General features: G+C 68.6%; 19 protein-coding genes. 11 read left to right on the top strand and 8 right to left on the bottom strand.

Annotated elements, in window-relative coordinates:
* Positions 1–77: 77 nt before the first annotated feature.
* The 6 genes from ACN469_RS01455 to ileS are packed head-to-tail and all read left to right on the top strand — an operon-like array spanning position 78 to position 7,443.
* Entirely contained in the window at positions 78–815 is a 738-nt protein-coding gene (locus ACN469_RS01455; protein ID WP_498763361.1) for a TadE/TadG family type IV pilus assembly protein, read from the top strand.
* Complete coding sequence (locus ACN469_RS01450) at positions 812–2,467, top strand: Tad domain-containing protein (protein ID WP_498763359.1); 1,656 nt, start codon at positions 812–814, stop codon at positions 2,465–2,467. The genes ACN469_RS01455 and ACN469_RS01450 overlap by 4 nt, the downstream gene beginning before the upstream one ends.
* A gap of 17 nt (positions 2,468–2,484) precedes the next feature.
* Positions 2,485–3,498 carry a pilus assembly protein gene (locus ACN469_RS01445; RefSeq protein ID WP_498763357.1) on the top strand — a complete coding sequence of 338 codons (1,014 nt, stop codon included), beginning with the start codon at positions 2,485–2,487 and terminating at the stop codon, positions 3,496–3,498.
* 1 nt (position 3,499) lies between these two features.
* Positions 3,500–3,811: a hypothetical protein gene (locus tag ACN469_RS01440; RefSeq protein WP_498763356.1), complete on the top strand. Its 312-nt coding sequence runs from the start codon at positions 3,500–3,502 to the stop codon at positions 3,809–3,811.
* Positions 3,812–4,507: a hypothetical protein gene (locus ACN469_RS01435; RefSeq protein ID WP_498763354.1), complete on the top strand. Its 696-nt coding sequence runs from the start codon at positions 3,812–3,814 to the stop codon at positions 4,505–4,507.
* Between the two features lie 35 nt (positions 4,508–4,542).
* Positions 4,543–7,443 carry an isoleucine--tRNA ligase gene (ileS, locus tag ACN469_RS01430; protein WP_498763352.1) on the top strand — a complete coding sequence of 967 codons (2,901 nt, stop codon included), beginning with the start codon at positions 4,543–4,545 and terminating at the stop codon, positions 7,441–7,443.
* A gap of 113 nt (positions 7,444–7,556) precedes the next feature.
* Here the strand turns inward: ileS and ACN469_RS01425 are convergent, their stop codons facing one another.
* From ACN469_RS01425 to ACN469_RS01395, 7 genes are all read right to left on the bottom strand, one after another.
* Positions 7,557–8,225, bottom strand: coding sequence for a pilus assembly FimT family protein (locus tag ACN469_RS01425; RefSeq protein WP_498763350.1), 669 nt, complete (start codon positions 8,223–8,225; stop codon positions 7,557–7,559).
* Between the two features lie 2 nt (positions 8,226–8,227).
* A complete protein-coding gene (locus ACN469_RS01420) occupies positions 8,228–9,445 on the bottom strand; it encodes a prepilin-type N-terminal cleavage/methylation domain-containing protein (protein WP_498763348.1) in 1,218 nt (405 codons plus the stop codon).
* Positions 9,442–9,966, bottom strand: a complete 525-nt coding sequence (locus ACN469_RS01415; RefSeq protein ID WP_498763346.1) for a type IV pilus modification PilV family protein — start codon at positions 9,964–9,966, stop codon at positions 9,442–9,444. Before ACN469_RS01415 ends, ACN469_RS01420 begins: the two co-directional genes overlap by 4 nt.
* Positions 9,963–14,228 (bottom strand): DUF4114 domain-containing protein, encoded by a 4,266-nt coding sequence (locus ACN469_RS01410; RefSeq protein ID WP_498763344.1) that lies wholly within the window; start codon positions 14,226–14,228, stop codon positions 9,963–9,965. Before ACN469_RS01410 ends, ACN469_RS01415 begins: the two co-directional genes overlap by 4 nt.
* Positions 14,228–14,707: a c-type cytochrome gene (locus ACN469_RS01405; protein WP_498763342.1), complete on the bottom strand. Its 480-nt coding sequence runs from the start codon at positions 14,705–14,707 to the stop codon at positions 14,228–14,230. The genes ACN469_RS01410 and ACN469_RS01405 overlap by 1 nt, the downstream gene beginning before the upstream one ends.
* Before the next feature lie 27 nt (positions 14,708–14,734).
* A complete protein-coding gene (locus tag ACN469_RS01400; RefSeq protein WP_498763340.1) occupies positions 14,735–15,463 on the bottom strand; it encodes a hypothetical protein in 729 nt (242 codons plus the stop codon).
* Between the two features lie 233 nt (positions 15,464–15,696).
* Positions 15,697–16,410: a Mut7-C RNAse domain-containing protein gene (locus tag ACN469_RS01395; RefSeq protein WP_498763338.1), complete on the bottom strand. Its 714-nt coding sequence runs from the start codon at positions 16,408–16,410 to the stop codon at positions 15,697–15,699.
* 204 nt (positions 16,411–16,614) lie between these two features.
* On the opposite strand from ACN469_RS01395, the gene ACN469_RS01390 reads away from it, so the two are divergent.
* Complete coding sequence (locus ACN469_RS01390; protein WP_498763336.1) at positions 16,615–18,270, top strand: endonuclease/exonuclease/phosphatase family protein; 1,656 nt, start codon at positions 16,615–16,617, stop codon at positions 18,268–18,270.
* A 49-nt stretch (positions 18,271–18,319) separates the two neighbouring features.
* Here the strand turns inward: ACN469_RS01390 and ACN469_RS01385 are convergent, their stop codons facing one another.
* Complete coding sequence (locus ACN469_RS01385) at positions 18,320–18,697, bottom strand: hypothetical protein (protein WP_498763334.1); 378 nt, start codon at positions 18,695–18,697, stop codon at positions 18,320–18,322.
* 121 nt (positions 18,698–18,818) lie between these two features.
* On the opposite strand from ACN469_RS01385, the gene lspA (ACN469_RS01380) reads away from it, so the two are divergent.
* The 4 genes from lspA (ACN469_RS01380) to ACN469_RS01365 all read left to right on the top strand — a co-directional run bounded on the left by lspA (ACN469_RS01380) (position 18,819) and on the right by ACN469_RS01365 (position 22,717).
* Positions 18,819–19,442: a signal peptidase II gene (lspA, locus tag ACN469_RS01380; RefSeq protein ID WP_498763332.1), complete on the top strand. Its 624-nt coding sequence runs from the start codon at positions 18,819–18,821 to the stop codon at positions 19,440–19,442.
* 33 nt (positions 19,443–19,475) lie between these two features.
* On the top strand, positions 19,476–20,087 hold the full coding sequence (gene lspA / locus ACN469_RS01375; protein WP_498763330.1) for a signal peptidase II: 612 nt from the start codon (positions 19,476–19,478) through the stop codon (positions 20,085–20,087).
* 117 nt (positions 20,088–20,204) lie between these two features.
* Positions 20,205–21,512 carry a prolipoprotein diacylglyceryl transferase gene (locus ACN469_RS01370; protein ID WP_498763328.1) on the top strand — a complete coding sequence of 436 codons (1,308 nt, stop codon included), beginning with the start codon at positions 20,205–20,207 and terminating at the stop codon, positions 21,510–21,512.
* A gap of 41 nt (positions 21,513–21,553) precedes the next feature.
* A complete protein-coding gene (locus tag ACN469_RS01365; protein WP_498763326.1) occupies positions 21,554–22,717 on the top strand; it encodes an MXAN_5187 C-terminal domain-containing protein in 1,164 nt (387 codons plus the stop codon).
* The last annotated feature ends 10 nt before the right edge of the window (positions 22,718–22,727 follow it).

The raw sequence follows: 22,727 nt of genomic DNA, 5'->3' as shown, positions 1-22,727 counted from the left end.
GGGGGGTAAATCCCTGGAACATGCGCCCTGCCATGAATTCCTACCCTCGAAGGAATGTTGGCCAGTCAGGACAAGCCATGGTGGAGGCGGCAATCACCCTGCCGCTGGTGGTGTTCCTGTTGCTGGGCACTTTGCAGCTGTTCCTGATGTTGCAGGCGCGCGTGCTGGCGCAGTACGCGGCGTTCCAGGCGACGCGGGCGGGCAGCGTGGCGCATGGCGAGTGTGAGCGGATGACCCACGCGGCCATCCTCGCGCTGCTGCCCTCGTTCCACTCGTTCCTGGGCCTGTCGAGCTCCACGGACACGGTGCGCCACGGCGGCGGGAGCGGCGCGGCGGCGAAGCTGGCGGCGGCCTTCGGCGCGCGGCGGGACAATCGCTACCGGGGCGGCCTGGACGGCAGGCACACCGGCGGCATCGTGTGGATCAACCGGGCGCTGGTGGGCGGCGGCATCGACGGGCCGCAGGACCGCGCCTTCGACGAGCCGGGCCACCTGCGGCGCCTGGAGGTGCAGCTCATCTACTGGTACCCCATGCGCATCCCGTTCGCGAACTGGGTGATGTCGCGCATGTTCATGGCGCAGATGGGCATCCAGGACTACACGGCCGCCAATCCGCTGATGCCCGCGGAGCGCGACGCCAACTGGAACGCGGGGGAGTTCTCCACGCCGCTCCAACTGGCGGGCGACATCCGCACCGAGATGGCCGCGCGGGTGGGGCGCGAGGAGTACGTCTTCCCCATCGAGACCAGCTTCACCATGCGGATGATGACGCCCGCCAAGCGGCGCCACTTCGCCACCATGGACTGCCCCCGATGAAGCGCTCCCTGTCTCGTGGTCAGACGCTGGTGCTGTTCGTGCTGGGCACCTTGTTGATGGTGCTCATGGTCACCATGACGCTCTCCTTCTCCATGAAGGTGCGTGAGCGCATCGAGCTGCAGACGGTGGCGGACGCGGCGGCCTTCTCCAACTCGGTGGCCACCGCGCGCACCTTCAACAACATCGCGGTGATGAACCGCGCGCAGATTGGCCACGCGGTGGCGCAGGCGGGGGCCACCAGCCTGGTGAGCTGGGCCAGCCTCTACCGCGCGCAGCTCAACGCGGCCGACCGGGGCTTCAACATCGGCAAGCTGCCCTACAATATCGCCATCGCCACCGGCTGTCCGTGCGCCTGGAAGGGCGGCATGTGTCTGCGCCGGTGTCGCTGCGGCAATCAGGGCGTGTCGGACCTGTCGATGCTCCAGATGCAGCTGAAGATTGAGCAGATGCGCCTGGAGACCGTGTTCCAGTCCATGGACTTCATGGTGAACCTCCAGATTCTCGCGCATCAAATCGCGCAGGGGGCCATCTACGCCGCGCAGCAGGAGAACTATCAGGAGCTGCGCGACGCCGTGGGGAGCCAGCACTTCACGAACAGGGTGCTGCGCAACGTCGTGGGGGCGGGCAGCAACCCGAGCGACTCGGCCTGGCGGGTGCCGGACATCGGCGGCGTCAACGAGAGCGAGCTGAGCGGCGGCCTCGCCTGCACGGACGACGGCGCCGTCTGCGATTTGCCGCTCACCGTCGCGCACGCCGTCAACGCGGCCATGGGCAGCCGAGGCTTCCACTTCGTCACCCATCGCCAGTGGGCGCTGGGCGACTACACCGCGCACCAGGCCAACCTGGACTTCGTCATCTGGCCTCCGGACGAGGTGGTGGTGCTGCCCAACACCAACGGGACGACGTACTTCGGCAAGCCGGGGCGGTCGATGCCGCTGCTGCCGCCCTATGCCCCCGCGCTCACGGGCGATGAGCGGGGCAGCATCGGCTGGATGTACAACCACCTGCTGCACGGTGGAGACCCCGTGGCCTGTCCGGCGAGCGTGGCCGGCGTGCAGTCCACCGTGGCGACCCTGGTGTCGTCGGGCGGCTTCATCCCCCGGCCCCAGCACACGTGGACGGGCGGCGGAGACGTGGGCGGCCCCTTCAACCACATGCTGGTGCCCTGCCTGGGCGGGCCCTCGTCGTGCCCGGGCATCTGGCCGCCGTTCCTCGACTACAACCTCACGCGGCTGCTCAACGCCGAGGGCAACAACTACGCCCAGCCGAAGAACTTCGCCGTCGTCCAGCGCGACCTGATGGCGCGCCGGTTGGACCCCTGGGACCTGTCCTTCCGCTACCGCTTCGAGTCCACCGGCGCGGGCAACGTGTACGACGCCAGGAGCTTCACGCTGGCGGACGGCACGCCGAACAACACGCAGACGGCGATGTCCACGGGCATCGCCTACTACCACCGCGGTGAGAGCCTGGGCTTCAACCACTGGGCCGAGCCGCCCAACCTGCTCAACCCCTACTGGCGCGCCACGCTGGTGGGCGCGGACATCGACAGCGACGGCGTGGGGGACGCCGTCAACACGTTGGGACTCAGCTCGCCCGTCGCGGCGCAGGCCTTCCAGGAACTGCGCAACGCGGGCTTCAAGGGGCTTCAGTGATGACGACACCGCGCCGCATGCGTCTTCAGCGCCGTCACGCGCGGGGCCAGGCCCTGCTCGAGGCGGCCATCGGCACCACGCTGTTCGTCACCATCATCGCCTTCGGCATCCACTTCGCGGAGGTGGGCTTCCTGTCGCTGAAGGTGCAGGAGGCCGCCGTCTCCGCGCTGTGGGACGGCACCCACGGGCAGATGCACCGCATCCCCGTGACGTATGACAACGCCGAGGGCTCCATGCGCCGGGCCGCGCGGGACGCGCAGGCGCGCTACTCGGACTTCAAGGGCCTGTCCTCCACGCCGGGCGCGGGCCGCATCACCCAGGTGTTCACCCAGGGCACCGGGATGCAGGTCCAGTGTGACACGGGCGTGGGCGTGGGCTGGGCGGGCGCCATGCTCACGCGGCTCGTCTACCGTGACAACGGGGGCACCGCGTGCAGCGCCGAGGCCACGCTGAGCACCTGGCGCTTCCCCACCTCCTTCCTCGACGGGCCCTCCGAGGGCGCGCTCTACCAGAAGCAGAACCTGGACAACTCGCTGACCAACCTGCGCGTCTGCGCGGTGGGGCGCGCGGTGGGCGGCAACTGCAGCGGCCGGTTCTCCATGCTCGTGGATGACTGGGGCCTGGCGGGCGAGCTGGAGTCAGCCACCTGCAACATCCTGATGCAGGACCAGCTCATCCCCTGCACCAACGTGCCCCTGCACGCGGCGGTGTGGTCCACCTATACGCCGACGACGCTGCCCATCCCCACCGCCGGCAGCAACCTGGCGCAGGCCGCCCTGTTCTGGAACCCGCTGCCCATGACGGCGCTCGCCATGGTGGGCCTGGGCATGAAGGAGAAGACCTTCTGGATGAGCGCCGCGGGTGAGGAGGCCCTCAACTTCGTCCAGGTGCCGCCTCACATGGACCCCATCTCCCGCATCTGGCCCACGACGCCGGGCTCCGTCATCGGTGTCACCACGTTCCCCTATGGCGCCGCGTATCTGGAGCGCAAGGGCAACGGCAGCTGCTTCCTCGGAAAGGACTGTGATTGAGATGAGGCGCTCATCGCTCTCCGGGTGGCTTGGGCCGCTGGGCCTGGGCGCCGTGCTCGCCGCGCGTCTGGCGCTGGCGGACGGCAACCAGTGCGCAGTGGACTGCGCCACCAAGGCCGACGCCACCATGACCACGTGCATGGCCCGGTGTCCCACGCCTTCGTCGGACCCCACCCGGCCGGGGCCCTTCCAGTCCTGTGCCCTGCGTTGTCAGGAGAAGCAGGACAAGAAGTTCAACGAGTGCTCGGAGCGCTGTGTGCAGCCAGAGGGCCTGGAGACGCCCCGCAAGGGCAAGAGCGGGCGGGTGCGCTAGATGACGCGCGCGAGGACTGGGGCCTGGAGCCTGGCGCTGGTGCTGGTGCTGTGCTCGGGACAGGCGTTCGCCCAGCGCGCGGCCGCCTTCAAGTGGGAGGTGCCCGGCGTGGTGGGCGTGGTGGAGGTGACGCAGCCGGTGCTCTCCAGCGGCGTCCCCGTGAAGCTCTCCGCGGTGCGCAGCAAGGCGAGGCCGGCCGACATCCTCCGGGTGCTGGTGGACCGCTTCCTGCTCTGGGGGCTGCATGTCCCGGCGGAGTCCCTCCAGCCGCAGCTCTTGCGCGAGCCGATGATTACCGCCATCGACACGCGCGCCTTCATCACCTACACGGCCATCCTCCAGCCCAACCCGGACGGGACGACGACGGTGTTCCTGGGGCAGGCGGACCTGTCGCAGGGGCCGCGTCCGCAGTCCAACGTCGCGCCGGTGTATCCCGGCGGCGCGGGGCTGATGCAGACGGACATGGAGGGGGCGCGCACGCTCGTCTACTCGGTGAGCGCGAAGGCGGCGGACGTGGAGGTCTACTACCGCAACGAGCTGACCCAGGCGGGCTTCGCGGAAGTGGAGCCGCGGCTGTATCGCTCCAGCCAGGACGAGCTGCAGCTCAAGCTGACTCCGGCGAAGGACGGCAAGCTGGCCGTCATCGTCGTGCGGCGGATGGTGTCCCAGGAGGACGCGCGGCCCGCGGGTGATTGAAGCGCTGCACCGAGCGTGTTACGGGCGCTGTCGACATGAGCGACACGCCCTCCCAGGACAAGGACTTCAAGGACTCGGTCAACCTGCCGCGCACGGAGTTCCCGATGAAGGGGAACCTGGCGCAGCTCGAGCCGAGGATGCTCGGCTGGTGGGCGGAGCGCGGCATCTGGGGAAAGATTCTGGAGAAGAACGCGGCCGGTGAGCCCTTCGTTCTGCCGGACGGCCCGCCCTACGCCAACGGCCACCTCCACGCGGGCCACGCGCTCAACAAGGTCCTCAAGGACATCGTGGTGAAGTACCGCAACCTGGTGGGCCGCAGTTGCGACTTCATCCCGGGCTGGGACACGCACGGCCTGCCGATTGAGCAGGCTGTCGAGAAGCGACTGAAGGACAAGAAGGTGGACAAGCGCACCCTGTCGCGCGACGCCTTCCTGGAGCAGTGCCGCGCGTACGCGCTGGAGTTCATCGACATCCAGAAGGCGGAGTTCCAGCGGCTGGGTGTGTTCGGCTCGTGGGACGCGCCCTACAAGACGCTCGACTTCGCCTATGAGGCGCAGGAAATCCGTGAGCTGGCCGTCTTCGCGCGCCGGGGCATGCTCTACCGCCGCAAGAAGCCCGTGTACTGGTGTCTGTATGACCAGACGGCGCTGGCCGAGGCGGAGGTCGAGTACGAGGAGCACGAGTCCCCGTCCGTGTACGTGGCCTTCGCGGCGGGCCCTGAACTCGCCGAGCGGGTGCCCGCGCTGAAGGGCAAGGACGTCGCCTTCGCCATCTGGACGACGACGCCGTGGACGTTGCCGGCCAACCTGGCCATCGCCGTCAATCCGGAGCTGGAGTACGTCTTCTACCAGCTGGGCTCGCGCGTCATCTGCGTGGCCAAGGACCTGTTGCCCAAGGTGCTGGCGGAGGTGAAGGCGGACGAGCTGGCGGTGAAGCACGTGGAGCTGCCGGGCGGCGAAGTGTCCGCGGCGGCGCTGGTGGATCCGTCGCGCATCCTCGCGTACGCGCAGGGACAGGACTTGGAGCACCTGACGTACCAGCACCCGTTCTACGAGCGCCGGGGCCGCATCGTCCTGGGCGAGCACGTGACGTTGGAGGCCGGTACGGGCCTGGTGCACACGGCGCCGGGGCATGGGCAGGAGGACTACGAGGTAGGCCTGCGCTACGGGCTGGACATCTACAACCCGGTGCGTCCGGACGGCCGCTACGACGACACGGTGGGCGAGGCGCTCACGGGCAAGCGCGTGTTCGAGGCGAACCCGCTCGTCATCGCCGTCCTGGTGGAGAAGGGCGCGTTGCTGAACGACGCGAAGGACACGGTGGCGCACAGCTATCCGCACTGCTGGCGCTGCCACAACCCCATCATCCTGAGCGCGACGTATCAGTGGTTCATCCCCATGGACGTGCCGTTCCACGGGGAGAAGACGTTCCGTCAGGAGGTGCTGGCGGAGGTGGACAAGGTGGAGTGGGTGCCCTCGTGGGGGCACAGCCGCATCCGGGGCATGTTGGAGACGCGGCCGGACTGGACCATCAGCCGTCAGCGCACCTGGGGCGTGCCCATCTGCATCGCGTACTGCGAGGGCTGTGACGAGTCGCTCGTGTCGCCGGAGTTGATGGAGAAGGTCGCGGCCCAGGTCGAGAAGGAAGGCGTGGGCGTGTGGTACCGCACGCCGGTGAAGGACTTCCTGCCCGAGGGCTTCAAGTGCTCGCGCTGCGGGCACGGGGAGTTCCGCCGCGAGACGGACATCCTCGACGTGTGGTTCGACTCGGCGTGCATGTTCTCCGCGGTGCTGGAGCGCAGGCAGCGGATTCCGGCGGACCTCTTCCTGGAGGGGAGTGACCAGCACCGGGGCTGGTTCCACTCGTCCATGTTGGTGGCGGTGGGGACTCGCGACATGTCGCCCTACAAGGCGTGCCTCACGCACGGCTTCGTGGTGGACGGCAAGGGCGAGAAGATGTCGAAGAGCCTGGGCAACGTGGTGGCGCCGGAGAAGATCATCACGCAGTACGGCGCGGAGGTGCTGCGCCTGTGGGTGGCGGCGAGCGACTACCGCAACGACGTGCGCCTGTCGGACCAGATTCTCAAGGGCCTGTCGGAGGGCTACCGGAAGATTCGCAACACGGTGCGCTACGCGCTGAGCAACCTGTACGACTTCGACCCGGCGCTGCACGCGGTGCCGTACGCGGAGCTGCTGCCGTTGGACCAGTGGGCGCTGGGCCGGCTGTCGGAAGTCGTCACGCGCGTGAAGCAGGCGTACGAGGCCTACGAGTTCCACCTCGTCTACGCGACGGTGGTGGACTTCTGCGCGGGTGACTTGTCGGCGGTGTACTTCGACATCCTGAAGGACCGCCTCTACACGTGGCGCACGGATGGGAAGGCGCGGCGGGGCGCGCAGACGGTGCTGCACGAGGTGGCCTCCGTGCTGCTGCGGCTCCTGTCGCCGGTGATGAGCTTCACCGCCGAGGAGGCGTGGGGCTTCCTGCCGGGCAAGGCCACGGAGAGCGTGTTCCTGGCGGGCTTCCCGGAGGCGCGCGCGAAGCTGGAGCCGGCGCTGGCGGAGCGCTACGCGAAGCTGTTCGCGCTGCGCGAGGCGGTGCAGGGCGTGCTGGAGGCGGCGCGCCGCGAGAAGCGGATTGGCGCGTCGCTGGAGGCGCGGGTGCTGCTGATGGCGTCGGCCCCGGTGCGGGAGTTCCTGAAGGCGCACCTGGACGAGCTGCCGGGCCTCTTCATCACCAGCCAGGTGGAGCTGGTGGACGCCGAGGGCATCAACGCGACGTCGTTGGACGTGACGCGCGCGTTCGGCGAGGGCGCGAAGGTGCTGGCCGAGGTGAAGCCGGCGCTTGGCCACAAGTGCCCGCGCTGCTGGACGTACTCGGAAGCGGTGGGGCAGGGCGGCGACGTGTGCCTCAAGTGTCGCGAGGCGCTGGCGGCGTAGTCCTTGGGACATGAAACGGGCCCGAGCTCCGTGAGGAGACTCGAGCCCGTGGGACTTCCAGGTGTTCCAGCGGGTGGAGCCGTGGGCTTCACCCGCCGGGAGGACGGCTCGGCTCAGGGAGGCGGCGGAGTGACCGTGCACTCGGGCACGGGCCGGTCCTCGGCCCGCTTGGAGTCGCAGTCGAGCAGTGAAGCCAGCCCGGTGAGGGGCTCCACCATCAGCAGGCTGCGGGGGCGACCGGACTCCGCGTTGAAGTTGAGCCGCAGGTTGCCCGGGGCCGCGGCGGCGAGCGCCGCCGTGTTGTCGAGCTGGCCCTGGAGGCAGCCCAGGTTTCCGGGTCGCACCGCGCGGCCCATGCCCGGCAGGTAGCAGAGCCCATGCACCGAGGACGCATCCATCGTGTCGGGGATGACGATGTCGGGCCCCGTCTCCGAGCAGCAGGCCGCGTTGGTGCGGCAGGTGGCGTTGACGCAGGCGACCTGGGGGCAGGTGTTGTTGTCCCATTCGTTGCCGCACGTCAGTCGCTCCCAGCGGGCCACCGTCCGCACCAGTCCATCCGGCATCGTGATGTTGGGCTCCACCACGATGCGCACCGGCTGGTTGGTGGCGATGGCGCGCTGACGTGCCCGCAGCGCGGAGGACCACAGCTCCCGCGTCGCGGCCGACTCACGCTGCCCGTCGATGGGCGTCTGGATGCCCATCAGCGCCATGGACAGCATCAGCCCCACCACCGCCAGCGCGATCATCAACTCCAACAGCGTCATTCCACGTTCGCGCATCATGCTCACGTCCCTGCCGCGGGGGCCTGCAGCCCGGCCGTCACGAAGTTTCGGGGCGCTACCCGGAGGGTATAGGTCCGCCGTTTGAAGCCGTCCTGCGGGAAGTCATCCTTGTCCAACACGTTGATGGTCGCCGGGTCCACGACGGACCGGTCCGAGCGCGCCGTCCGGATGACCAGCGTGATTTCCACCTCGCGCACCCGCTGGCGCAGCCGCGCGCGCAGGTCCGCATCATTGGCGATAGGTGCCTCAGTCGGAGCCAGCACATCCACCGTGCAGGCCGTGGCGCCGTTGATGGTGCACTTATCGATAGGCGTGCCGGTGGTCAGGCTGGTCGGGAACCAGCGGTAGGCATTGTTGGGCTGCGTCAGGTCGATGACGGCATGGCGAATCTGCATCCGCTCCACGTCCCGACTCACCACCGCCCAGTTGGCCGCGCCCGGGGCCAGGTACTCCAGCGCGGGACTGCCGCCCGCCCAGTTCACCCGGTAGGCCGCGCCCACGGTGCGCATGAGTGTCCAACCCAGGTCCCTCCACTTCGGGTCCCCTTCAGTCGCGCACAGCCCCGTGTTCGTCGTGGCGGCGCCATGGCCCGGAGTCGCCGTCACCCTCGCCGCGGTCGGCGCCGGGTTGTTTTGAATCTGGGTCAGCCGGAAGTGACAGGCCACGTCACCCTCGGTCGGGTTGCTGACGATGACCGGCGTCGACGTCGGTCCGCCGGAGGGCACCAGCGCCATGGAAGGATTTGAAGGCGTGCACAGCTGGCCGCTATTGCGGACGGAGTCGCCGCCACCCGAGCAGCCCCCGAGCGTCAACATGGTGCGCGGGTCACCCCAGTAGAGCTGCAACACATCCGAGGCCATGTCGACGTACGGCGTGCCCGCGAGTGGGAGCGAAAAGCCCGGGTCCGCCGTGAACGGCGCCGGCGCCAACCGCATGTCCATCTTGGACCAGCTCATCAAGGCGAAGCGCTGGTCACCTTCCGAGAACTGGATGGGGGAGTTGCCCATGCCCATGCCGGCGCGCTGAACGTCCAGGGTGAGCAGGTCCTTCACCGCCCGCCCCGTCACCTGCGCCACCATCGTCTGTTCCTCGAAGAGGGCACGCCGCTGCATCTGCATGCCCACCACCAGGCCCACACCGAGCACGATGACGCCGATGGCGCTGGAGATCATCACCTCCAGCAGGGTGAAGCCGCCTTGGGAACGAATCGTCCTGCTCATGGCGCCATCCTCGTCTGAAGGACCACGACCTGGCGTCCCGTGCGGCCCGGCTCCACCCAGCTCACCGAGACGCGAACATTGGCGACGTTGCCCGGCGTGCCCGCCGAGCCACCCAGGTCCCTGTTCACGGGGGGGAACCCGGCGGCGCCAGCCTCGATGGAGCCCGCGAGCGCCGGGCTGTCGACGTCCACCGCCACCTCGTACTGGCGCGCCACGTCACCAGCGGGCGCGGAGGTCTTCACGTCTCCTCCGGCCGTCTGCCACAGGTTGGTGCGCTGACCATCCAGGGGTATCAGGTTGGCACACGGGGGTTCCGCCGAGCAGCCCATGGAGGTGATGTTCTCCAAGGTCCGCTCCGCGAGCAGCTGTGCCTGGGTGGCGGTGAGGGTGCGCCGGTTGGACGCGCTGATCTGCGTCACCAGCGTCATCACCGCCGCGATGCCCACGAGCATCACGGCCATGGTGGCGAGCACCTCCAGGAGCGTGACGCCCCTGGAGGCCTGGAACCGCGAGGGACTCATCGAGGCAGCCTTCCATCCGGAATCGGGTCGTACACGAGCACGCGCGAGCGGGTCTCTCCCGCGTTGCCCGCGCCGTTGTTCCACTTGTCGTCGCCCACCATCATCATCTGACCCGTGGCCGACAGGATGAACGCGTGCTGGTCATGCACCACCGGCGCGCTGACGCCATGGCCGCCAAGCTCCACGCTCGACTGCTCCGCGGAGCCGTTGCCGTCCGGCAGCTGCGACGTGGTGTAGAGCTTGCCGCTCGTGTCCTCGCTCAGGTTGCAGACGTCGGCGGCTGTGCCCACGGCGGTGGTCGTGAAGACCTTCTCATCGCTGAGCGACACGCCACCCCACACCGTCTGGCCAGGGTCCAGCGGGGACACCCAGAGCGGCTCCAGCAGGTCGCAGGCCGCCGAGCCCTCGGGGTTCGGGTCCTCGAACCCCATCAGGTGGTACTTGTAGTTCTCCTTGTTGGGAGGACCGTCGCCAAACTCGTCCGGGTTATCACTGGTGCCGAAGTAGAAGCGCACCACGGGCTTGGCGCCTTCGCGCACCACCTTCACGGCGATGTTGGAGTGGATCTGCTGGAAGTGGGCGGTGCCAGCGGGGTTGTTCGCCGCATCGCGGTGCGTGGAAGCGGCCATCGGAGCGCTGGCCACCCGGCACGTCTTGACCTGACGGCCCAGGTCCCTGCTCGTCTCCACCGAGTCCAGGTTGATGCGGTACACGCTGCCGGCCGTGGTGGGCACGTACATGACGTCGTAGTTGCCGTCGCGGTTGAGGTCCACCATCGCGGTGGCTCCAGCGACGCCGAAGCCCTCGTCCAGGGTGATGACACCCGCGTGGGCACCCGAGGGAGCGGAGCCCTTCTTCAGGGGCCTGCCCGTGCTCATGTCCAGCAGGTAGAGCGTGCCGGAGCGGCCGGAAGCGGGCTTGTAGTCCGTGCCGACGACGGCCGCCCACTTGCCGTCCGTTTCGGTGCCCCACTTGATGCGGACCACGGAGGGCGCATGGCGCGAGCCGGCGTTGTCCGGCAACAGCACGTCCGGGTCGTCGTCAGCCGCGTCCTCGAACGCGTCGAAGATGCTGGTGTCGTTCAGGTTGAACTCCCACAGCGGCGTCGGGTACGTGGCGGTGCCAGGGTGGGTGATGTCGAGCGCGTAGATGGCGGGGCTCGTCCTGCCGGACGCTGAGACGAGCACCGTTCGGGCGCCCTTCAACGGACGCTCCGTCACCACGGTGCCAGAGGCGGGCGTCCACTTGGAGGCCAGGCCACCGAAGTCCACGTTGGTGACGGTGGGCGAGGCATCCATCTGCGGCTTGGGCTTGTCACCCGTGCCCGGGTACTTCACGTACAGGTAGCGGTAGCGGTCGAGCAGGATGCGCGGCATGTACGCGAACTTCTCCTCGCCTTCGCCGTACTTGCGCGGGGCGATGGGGGTGACGCAGGCCGCGCCCGTGTGCTCGAAGTAGCCGCGGAGCTGGGTGACGCCGTTCGTGCACGCGTCCTTGCCCTCCACGCGGAACTCGCCGGAGTCGAACGCGTGCATGAAGCCGTTCATCGTCCCCACGTAGGCGACGGTGGGACGCGTCTTCAGCGGCGTCATGAAGTTGCGGCGGTACAGGTCGCGCTCCGCGGGCAGGGTGTTCATCGCCCATGTGTCCAGGTACGGCGGGACGGCCAGGGCCACCGTGGACAGGTTGATGCCGCCCATCGGCCAGGGGCGCTTCACGTTGGTGGCTCCCGGCAGTTGGTGGTCTTCCCACCCGTAGAGCCACTCCCGGAAGAGGTTCCGGTCGTTGTTGTCGGTGAGGTTCACCTTGGACGGAGGGCTGGTGATGGTGGGCGTGCCGCACTTGCCGTCGCCGTTGATGTCGTAGAGGGGCTTGCCGGCGATCTGCTCGTTGCAGAGCGAGTCCGGGAAGACGAGGCTGAACTTCGAGCCGGGGCCGTCCATGTCGTCTTCGAGGGTGGCCCGGGTGCCGTCCGCCTTCTGCGTGTACAGCTTGCGGTTGAGCGGATTCAGCGACCCGCCGAAGCTCATGGCCATCACCTTGCCGGCATCCCAACGCTCGACGACGTTGGTGACGTCCGTCTTCTCGGGGTCATAGAGCGAGCGCAAGTACAGCCGGCCGCGCACCGAGTAGTCCTTGCGGTTGTCGTAGGTGCGCACGGTGGCCTCGGGCTGGCCGCTACCGGGCCAGTTCTTGCCCCAGGCGCTGCCGGGCGTCTCGTTCACGCCCCAGACGATGGCGTTGCCCACCGTGGAAGGTGACGAGCGCGAGTAGCTGCCGGCGCGGACGGCCTGATAGCCCACGTTGACGTTGTCGACGACGGGGATGCACCGGTCATCCGGGCTGGTGATGTCCACCTTCCAGCACAGCTGCGAGCCGGTGAAGCCCAGCTCCAACAGGTCCAGCTCCTTCGTGTTGGCGTCTCCCGCGTCGAAGCGCACCGGAATCCAGGTGCGGTTCTCGTTCTTCTTGCGGACGTACTGGTTGAGCACGGTGTCGTACTCGACAGTGTGGCAGTCAACCGCCACCGAGTACTGGATGGAGGGTGCGGGCTTGCCCGGCAGCGAGCAGGCTCCCGGTGTCGCTTCAGTCCAGCACGGAGGGGTGGAGCAGGTGCCCGCGTAGGGCGCGGAGTCGTCGTAGCGCGAGAAGCGCACCTTGGTGATGACGAAGTCCTCGGCGTCGCTCAGGTCGATTTCGCCCGTGAGGCTGCCGGAGCGGAAGGTGCCTCCGTTCTGCTTGTTGATGACGAACACCACGTCGTTGAAGTCGCGGTCGCCGCCACCCGGAAGGTCCTCGAAGCCCAGAATCCAGCGGAACTCGTCCGTGGACGGCGCGCCCACGATGACGTGTGGCATGGGGTTGCGGTGGGTGCCGGTGGGGCGAGGAATCTTCACCGCCTCCTTGGGCATCACCAGGTTGCCGTAGGTGGCCTGCGTCCTCAGCCGGGTCAGCGTGCCGCTGTCCAGCCAGCCACACAGCTTCCGGCTGTTGTCCGCCAGCATGCACTGGGCGGCCGCGGTCCTCGTCGGGTTCTCGAAGGTGCAGCTGGACACATAGGGGCAGCCGATGTTGCGCTCGGCCACCACCGCATTGGACAGGGAGTTCTGGTCCATGTTCCACGCCGCCTTGGAGAAGAAGACGGAGATGGGCGAGCGCATGTGCAGCAGGCACTTCCCGTCGGCGTCCTGCTTCAGGCAGGGATAGACGGTGCCTTCGTTCGGGCCATGGTTGGAGTCGTAGTAGACGATGAGGAAGAAGACGATTTCCTTCTGGCCCTTGACCAGCCCCAGGTCGACGGTGCGGTCGTTGATGTCGACGACGTTGTCCGCGCCCGCGCGCAGGATGCCCCGGTTGTCATATGCGGTGACGTTGTAGTCGGGGATGCCATTGTCGTAGTCGCCGATGTCGCCGACGGGCGCCAGGTTGCCCCAGGTATCATCGCCGTCATCGTCATCCGCGAGCAGGAAGACCATCTGCCCGACGCCCATGTTGCCGTTCTCGTCGTCAGCGGGCTCCAGCAGGTTGGGGATGTGGGGGAACAAGCCCTTGTCGGAGAACTGGGTGTCGTCGACGTCGTCGACTCCCTTGGCGGTGCCCACGATGTCCGTGTCGATATGGTCAGAGCCCCCGCCCGGGCGGCCATCGGCCAGGCCATTGCGTCCGGTGACGCGCTCCCAGGAGGCGCCGCAATCCCTCCGGGCGATATCCGGCTCGGTGTAGGTCTCACCGTCGGACGTGAAGCTCCGCACCGTGCAGCGGCGGTCTCCCGCCTTGCCCACGTAGGTGCGCGCCTTGGTTCCTTCGGTGGGGCCCAGGTTGTAGAGGTCTTCGTGCAGGTCGAAGATGCCGTTCTCGTTCTTGTCGAGCAGCTCCCCCTGCGCGTTGACGTACTCGCGGCCCGGCTTGCGCAGGTCCTCCAGGTACATGTACCCGAGCGCGTGCGAAGCGCCGGCGGACTCGAACACGTAGCTGATGGTGACGCGCTGGTCGTAGGGGAACTTGATTTCCTCGGAGTTCAGCGGCTCCGGAGGCTGGAGCTGGATGTTCGACGTGTCGGGCGCGTGGCGCCCGCTGGTCGTCAGCTCGATGCTCGGGTTCTCCTCCTCTGCTGCGCTGTCGTATTCGGCGTTGCCGAAGCCGTCCTGCTTGTCCTTGGACAGGTTGTCTTCGCAGAGGTTGGCGACGTTCGAGACCTGAGCGGCCGCGAGCGGGGCCGCCAGCAGGCAGAGCACGGCGAGGGCGCGGTGAAGGGTTCTCATCACTTCTTCCCCTGGGAAGGACGGGCGGATTCAAGCGACTCGCGGCGCTGCTTCGCGCGGCGGGCGGCGAGGTCTTTCTCGAGCTGCTGACGGAGCTGCTCTTCGCGAGACAGCGGAGGCGGTCGCGAGCTGGTCTTCAGATAGGACACCAGCGCATCCATCTCGGTGGGGTGCATCCCGCGCGTGTCGCAGCGCGTGTCCTTCTTGCTCTGGCTGGGCGCGGCAATCCAGGTGCGGAGCCCCTCGCTGGAGCGCTCCTTCACCTTCGGGCCCAGCTCCACGCGGCGCTCTTCCGCGGACCGCACGGGCACCTTGATGCGGGGGCCGCCGTTCTTCTGGGCCCTCATCGCGCTCTTCGTGGGCTGCGGCGTCAGGGTGTGACAGCCGACGCAGGCCTTCTGGAACGCGCTCTGTCCTTCGGCGTTCGCCGCGGCGAACCCGGGCAGCAACAGGAGTGCGACTAATGAAAGACGTTTCATGGGGAGACTCGCGGGACAGCGAGGGAATCAGGGCGTGTTGTTGGGGAGGGCTCGGATGGGCCCATTCGCGGGTGCCCCTGGCTGCGGATTGTTGTAGGTGTTGTCGGGGCCGCAGCCGCCCATCGGGCAGCCGGGGCTGATGGCGATGGCGCCGACCTGGTTGATGATGAGCGCCTGGACGATGGCCCTCGTGGGGCGTCCGTCCCGGCTGAGCACCTCGCCCACGGACGCCACCCAGACCCGCCCGTTGCCGTCGGAGTTGGGGTCGTTGTCGTCGACGTCGTCGCGCACGAAGACGCGGTAGCGGACGTTGTTCTGCTCCGGGTAGTCGACGTAGGGGTCACCCGTCCCATTGGCCTTCTCGGCGGCGGGCATGGCGGCAGGCGCCAGTCGCAGGTAGTTCCAGGGGTCGCCAGGGCTTGCGGGAAGCAGCTCCATCCAGGGGGGATTGGCACCCGCCAACCCCAGCTCCGTGACAGTGGCGTTCGCGGCCAGGAGGGCCGTGAAGGCTTGGAGGTAGGTCGTCTCGCCAGGGGAGGAGCGCAGGCGCATGGCCTCGCGGCCCTCGGCCAACCCCGCCTCCGCCGCGAAGAACGCTTCCTTCTGCCGGCGCGCGTCCGACTGGGTGTCCGCCTCGCGGCCCACCACCCGGTAGCTCAGCATCACCGCCATCGTCACGACCACGACGACGCCGAGCGCGACGAGGAGCGTGAATCCCCGGGCGGCTCTGGGCCGGGGTAGGTTTCGGTGCGCCATCGAGGAACTCCAGTGCGCGCCGCTCGGGGGAAAGCGACGGAAGTGTCGTCAACCCAGCAACTCACATGCCCGCAAGGGCAAGTCGGCAACCCACTGAAATCCCTCCGGTGCGGGCTTCTACTTAGGTGTATTGGGTCTAAAAAGACCTCGCAAAAAGTGCGAGGCTACGTGCTTTTGCGTAGTGCGTGGGTTCACGGCGGGAGTGTCCGGGCCCTAGGCCCAGGCCACCGTGCTCAGCGCTCCTGCTCCAGCGCGCGCAGCCGGTCCACCAGGGCCTGCATTCGCTCCTGGTGCGAGCCCGCCCAGAAGACCCGGCGGCAGTCGGGACATTGTTGGAAGTGCGAGTGACGCTCCGCGACGCCTTCGGGGACGCGGCCTGTCACTTCGTGAGGTTCCGCGGGACTCAGGGAGGCGTTGCAGGCGATGCACCGGGAGAACGGCTTCATCCGGGCTCCGAGCCCGTAGCGGCGCACCACCTCCACCAGCTGCTCCGCGGGGTCCGTCTCGCGCGGGAAGTAACCCAGCACGACTTCTCCGCGCTTGAGCACGCCGATGTCCCGCGTCAGCACGACGCGCTGCTCGGTGCTCGAGATTCGCGCGAGCTCCTCATCCGCGAAGTCGTTGCGCCAGAGCGTGTCGAAGCCGAGCATCCGCAGGAAGCCCGACAGTCGCCCCAGCCCCACGTCGAGCACGAAGCGGGGCATGCCCTCCACGGGCTGGAGCGCGGGCCACGCCTCCACCCGCGAGCCGGGCGCCACGCGATGCGCGAAGCCCACTGGCTCCTCGTTGACGTGCACCTGGTCCACTTCGGGGTGCGGCGGTCCGAGCGACTCGATGAGGTCCTTGACCGAGGGCGACCCCTGGGGCGTCACCTGCAACGCCTCCTGGGCGCGCTTCTCCGGAGAGAGGAAGTCCTTCAGTCGGCCATGGAGTCGAACGGTCACCACTGGCGGCTCTGGATTCCGCCGCGACGCGCGGCCAGGGGGTTGGGAGAGGTCCACTCCACGATTTTCACCGCTGTAAATGTTCGATTTGGCGGTAAGTCGCAGGACTGAGGCCCGGGTCGTCTTCTATACTCCGGCCCCCGTCCGCATGCCGGTGCTGACGGCTGACACCTTTTGAATCGTCATCACGGAAGCAGGCCTCAGCGCATGAAGAAGACCTTTTCCTACCTCGCGTGTGCGGCGGTTTCGCTCACGATTCTCGCGCTGGCCTGTGGTGAGTCGGATCCGCCCAAGCCGCCGCTGCCGGTGGAGGACGGCGGGGTGCTGTGGGTGCAGTGTGATCCACGGCAGGACGCGGGGGTTTGTGGTGCGGACGAGGAGTGCCGCTTCGTCCCGTTCTATGATCGCTCCATCTGCGTGCGTCCGTGTGGACCGCAGGCCGTGTGTGGTCAGTCGGAGGCGGCGTGCTGCCCCACGGGTGAGGAGCGCGACGGCGGCGAGGCGACCTTCTGTCTGCCGAGCGAGGTCTGCGAAGCGACCCCGGATGCCGGCGCCGATGCGGGGGATGGTGGCGAGGAGACCGACGGCGGCGGGTCGACGCTGGATGGTGGCGACATCGAGACCGACGCGGGCCCTGTCACTGAGACCGATGCCGGTCCAGGCACGGAGGCCGATGCGGGTACCGGCCCCATCACGGATGCGGGCACCCCGATTGACGCGGGTCCTGGCACGGAGACCGATGCCGGTCCCGGCCCTGTCACCGACGCGGGCCCCGACCCCATCGACGCGGGCACCCCGGTTGACGCCGGCCCCGACCCCATCGACGCGGGCACCCCGCTCGACGCGGGCCCTGACCCCATTGACGCGGGTCCCGGCCCCATCGACGCGGGCACCCCGATCGACGCCGGCCCTGACCCCATCGACGCCGGCCCCGGCCCCATCGACGCGGGCACCCCGGTTGACGCCGGCCCCGACCCCATCGACGCGGGCACGAGCACCGACGCGGGCACGAGCACCGACGCGGGCACGAGCACCGACGCGGGCACGGAGACCGACGCCGGCACAGGGACGGGTGGCTACACGAACATCCGCATCATGGCGGCGAACATCTCCAGCGGGAACGGGCAGGACTACGACCCGGGCCACGGCATCCGGCTGATGCAGGGCGTGGACCCCGACGTCGTGCTCATCCAGGAGTTCAACTACCGGACCGACTCGGTGGCGGACATCAGCTCGCTGGTGAGCCAGGTGGGCCCCGGCTTCTATTACTACCGGGAGGAAGGCGCGCAGATCCCCAACGGCATCATCAGCCGCTGGCCCATCATCCAGTCGGGTGAGTGGAACGACACGCAGGTCTCCAACCGCGACTTCGCGTGGGCGCGCATCGACATCCCCGGTCCGAAGGACCTCTGGGCGGTGAGCGTGCACCTGCTGACGTCGGGCTCGGGCGCTCGCAACAACGAGGCGAACCTCATCGTCAACTACATCCGGGCGCAGGTGCCTGAGAGCGACTACCTGGTCATCGGCGGCGACCTCAACACCGACAGCCGCTCGGAGGCCGCCTTCACCACGTTCAAGAACGTGGTCGTCACCACCGCGCCGTATCCGGCCGACAAGAACGGCAACGTCAACACCAACGCCAACCGGAACAAGCCGTATGACCACGTGCTGGCGGACGCGGACCTGAACCAGTACCGCCAGTCCACCGTCATCGGCTCCAGCACCTTCGCGGGCGGACTGGTGCTCGACAGCCGCGTCTACACGCCGCTGTCGGAAATCTCGCCGGTGCTGTCCAACGACAGCGGTGCCCCCAGCATGCAGCACATGGGCATCATCAAGGACTTCCGCGTCCCCAACTTCTGAGTCGGTGACGCGCGCGCGCGGCGGCCCATGCCCGGGTCGCCGCGTGCGCTCAGAAGCTCCACTTGTGCTTGTTGCGCTCGATGAAGCGCGCCACCGGCGGGATGCGCGCGATGAGCGGCGTGAGCACGAACACCGCCGCCAGTCGCAACGGCTTCACCACCTGCGAGGCCGCGTAGGCCGCCGCCCACGAGCCCGCCTGCTCCCCGGGGCTCGACGGCTGGAAGCCCAGCTTGATGGCGAAGTAGAAGCCCACCAGCACCAGGCCGAAGATGACGTAGTTCGTCACCAGCGCCAGCGGGCCGTACTCCAGCATCAGCGTCTTGAAGCGCGCCATCAGCGACGGCTTCTCGGGCTTCGCCGCCTGGGTCGGGGCGGGTGGGGGCGTGTCGGAGACTGAAGGATTCACGTCGGGCTCAACAGGCGACATGGCTCCACCATGCCCCAAAGAAGCGCTGGCAGGGAGACAGAGCGGGCAGGCCACCTGGGGCCGGCCAGGCACACCGGGTTGTCAGGGCTCGGGGGAGCGGGTTAGAGGATGGGGACGCGTCATGAAAGCCTCCCTCCGCCTCCTGCTCCTCGTGGCCACCACGGTGCTCGTCGCCGACCAGGTGACCAAATATCTGGCTGTGTCCCGGCTGACAGATGCCCTGGATGGGCGGGAAGGGGTGGCCCGGGTGACGGGCTACTTCACCCAGCAGAACCTGGACAACAACCCGCCGCCCCAGGGTGAGCGGACGGTGACGCGGCCCCATCGCTTCATCGAGGACTACTGGCACTTCCGCTACGTGGAGAACCCGGGCGCGGCGTGGGGCCTGTTCGCCAACCTGCCGGACGGCGTGCGGCGCGGGTTCTTCCACGTGGTGAGCGTGGCGGCGCTGTCCTTCATCTTCCTGATGTACCGCCGCACCTCGCTGGACCAGAAGCTGGTGCGCGTGGCGCTGGCGCTCATCACCGGCGGCGCGCTGGGCAACTTCATGGACCGGCTGATTCGCGGCTACGTCATCGACTTCATCGACTGGCATTGGCGCAACCAGCCAGGCATGCGCTGGCCCACCTTCAACGTCGCCGACGCGGCCATCTGCGTGGGCGTGGCCTTCATGCTGCTGGACTCGCTCAAGGTGCGTCGCCCGGAGACCGTTCCGGCGCCCCTGACGCAGAGCCCCAATCCGTGACGGCTGGGGGGCTGGTGGTGTAAGCCCCGGGCCGTGCCTCGCAAATACGTCATCCTCATCGCCGTCGCCCTGGGCGTCATCGTCCTGGACCAGTGGACGAAGTACCTCGTCGTCCGTGAGTTGACCTCCCAGATGCAAGGGCAGGAGACGCTGGGCGGGCGCCTGGGCGCCATGTTCGGCGAGCCTCCCTCGCAGGGCTTCGACGGGCTGCACTACCGCTCGCGCCGCAGCATCGAGGTCGCCGACTCCTTCTTCCGCCTGCGCTACGCGGAGAACCCGGGCGCGGCCTGGGGCCTGTTCCGGAGCATGTCCCCGGAGAAGCGCGGTCCGCTCTTCCACGTGGTGAGCCTGGGCGCGGTGGTCCTCATCGTCTTCTACTTCCGCAAGCTGTCCGGCTCGGACCCGGAGGAGAAGTGGGCGCTGTGGGGCCTGCCGCTCGTGCTGGGCGGCGCGCTGGGCAACTACATCGACCGGCTGGCGCGGGGCTTCGTCATCGACTTCCTGGAGGCCCACTGGTTCGACAAGGCCGCGTGGCCTTCGTTCAACATCGCCGACGCGGCCATCTGCGTGGGTGTGGGGCTGCTGCTCGTGGACGCCTTCGTCCGCAAGGAGAAGCCCGCACCGGCCCCGTCCAAGGCCGCCTGAAGCAGCGCCTCCCGGGAGGGCAGCCGGGCGGACCGGCGAGCCCCCTCACCTTGCCTGGCAGCGCGACGAGGATAGCCTTCGCGCCGCGCCGCCCTCTTCGCCTTCCGGCAGGTCCTCATGCTCCCCGTCCTCTTCCGCTTCACCTTCACCAGCCTCTGGACGCAGCTGCTGCTGTACGCGGTCGCCGCGGGTACGGTGGGCTACATCGCCTTCAACGGGTGGCGGGGCGCGCAGGGCGAGCTGGACCCGAAGACGGGCCTTCGCGCGGCGACGACCTCCACGGACCGGCTGCTGCGCGCGCTGGGCTTCGGTGTCGCGGGGGTGGGGCTCGCGTGGTTCGGCCTGAAGTACGCGCTGCCCGCGGATGCGTTCCCGGGCGGCAAGGGCGAGGGAATCCCCCTGCACACCTATGGCGTGCTCCTGGCGACGGGCTTCTCCCTGGCGCTGGCGGTGGCGGGGCGGCTGGCCCAGGACGAGTGGCGCAAGGTGAAGCTCGTCGATGGCCTCTGGGTGGACGTGGAGGGCCCGAAGAAGCGCGAGCAGGTGCTGGACATGGCCTTCTGGGTGCTCATCGGCGGCATCGGCGGCAGCCGGCTGCTCTTCATCCTGGTCAACTGGAAGGACTACGCCCGGGACTGGTCGCAGGTGTTCTCGCTGGGCGGCGGGCTCGTCTTCTACGGAGGCCTCATCGGCGCGGGGGTGGCGGCGTGGCTCTACGCGCGCTCCACGGGCATGGACTTCCTGCGGCTGGCGGACGTGTGCATCCCCACCGTGTCGCTGGGCCAGTGCCTGGGCCGGCTGGGCTGCTTCAGTGCGGGGTGCTGCTGGGGGGACGTGGCGCCCTCGCACGCGGCGGCCGCCGTGCACTTCCCGGGGCCTGGAATCGCGCAGGACCTGTTCGGGCGGGTGGGCAGCTCGTCCAGCCTCGCGTACTCCTCGCAGTTGGAGGACTCGCGCTTCGTCGTGGAGACGACAGGGCAGATTCTGCACCAGGCGGCGCCGGACGCGGTGCGCATCTCCGACTGGGTGCTCCAGCACGGCCATACCCTGGGCGTCTACCCCACCCAGCTCTTCGAGTCCGTGGGACAGCTCGTCCTCTTCGTGGGGCTCCTGTACGCGCGCCGCTTCCGCCGCTTCCACGGGCAGATTTTCGCCCTGTGGCTGATGGCCTACGCGGTGCTGCGCAGCACGGTGGAGCTGTTCCGGGGGGACGTGGAGCGAGGCACCCTGCACGGGCTCCTGGCGTCAATGGGGGGCCAGGGGCTTGCGGGCGCGGTGCCGCTGGAGGCCTGGTACAACGTCTCCACCAGCCAGTTCATCTCGCTGTGCATGTTCGTTTTTGGCGCCGTGCTGCTCTACCAGAAGGGTCGTCGAGGGGCGGGCGAGGCGGCGGGCGGTCTGGGTCCCACCCCATCCGCGGCGTGAGGTTGATCCCCGGGCGCGGGTTGGGGACACTCTGAGGAGTCATGCCTCCCTCCGACGCCAGACAGTCGTCCGCTTCGAAGTCGTCCGCTTCGAAGTCCTCCGCTGGAAAGCCCCAAGCGGACAGCAGCTCCAGTGAGGCCGTCCTCCAGGAGTGCGAGGCGCTGGAGGCGGAGCTGGCCATCCTCCGCAACCTCTACGAACAATACTTCCTGGGCAACGAGCGTCACCCGCCCACGCGGGCCCATGACGACTTGAAGAAGCGGGTGATGCGGCTGAAGACGGGCTTCATCCGCAGCACCGCCGCCAAGTTCCGCGTCGGGAGCATCCACGGCAAGTACCTCACGTACGAGCGGCTCTGGGCGCGCACGCTGCAGGAAATCGAGGCGGGCACGTACAGGAGGGACTTGTTCAAGGCCCGCCGTCGCGCGGAGGTGCGCGGCACGTCCACCAACAAGGACCCGAAGAAGGGCGTGGTGGAGCTGCCGGAGGACATCTCCGACATGGACTTCGAGGAGGTGGAGGAGATTCTCCGCCCCCGCCCCGCCAACGAGCCGCAAGTCCCGCCCGCCGCCGCGGCTGCATCGGTTGGAACGCCCTTCCGGGGGACGCCCTCGGTGCCTTCGGTGACGCCCGCCGTGGCTCCGGTGTCGACGCCGCCCGCGGCGCGCGCGTCAGGCGTGCCCGGTGTGGCGCCGATGACCTCGGGTGGAATGCCTTCCGTGGCGCCAGTGACGGGAACTCCGCCGCGCGGCCTGCCCACGGTGGCGCCCGTGACGGGAACCCCCGCGCGCGGCCTGCCCACGGTGACGTCGCCGCTCGGGAGCGCGCCGGCGAAGGCCCCCGCGACAGTGCCTCCGGGCATGGCGGCCAGGCCGGTGAGCACTGTCCCTCCGGCGCGGCCCTCCGTGCCGCCGGGTGCGGCGCCCAGCCGGCCTCCGGCTCCGGTGGCCGCGAATGCGTCCAAGCCTCCCTCCTCAGCGGGGGGCGGCGGCATGTCGGACGACAAGCTGCGAGCGGTGTACGACGCGTATGTCACCGCGAAGCGGCGGTGCCAGGAAGACACCTCGAAAATCTCCTACGAGTCGGTGGCCGCGACGCTGCGCAAGCAGGTGCCGGAGCTGCTCAAGCAGCACAACGCCAAGGCGGTCGAGTTCAAGGTCGTCATCAAGGACGGCAAGGCCTCGCTCAAGGCCGTGCCGAAGTAGGCCGCTCCCG

It is taken from the genome of Corallococcus terminator (genome assembly GCF_049194865.1).
Classification (GTDB): domain Bacteria; phylum Myxococcota; class Myxococcia; order Myxococcales; family Myxococcaceae; genus Myxococcus; species Myxococcus terminator_A.
This window is presented reverse-complemented; position numbering and strand designations above follow the sequence as displayed.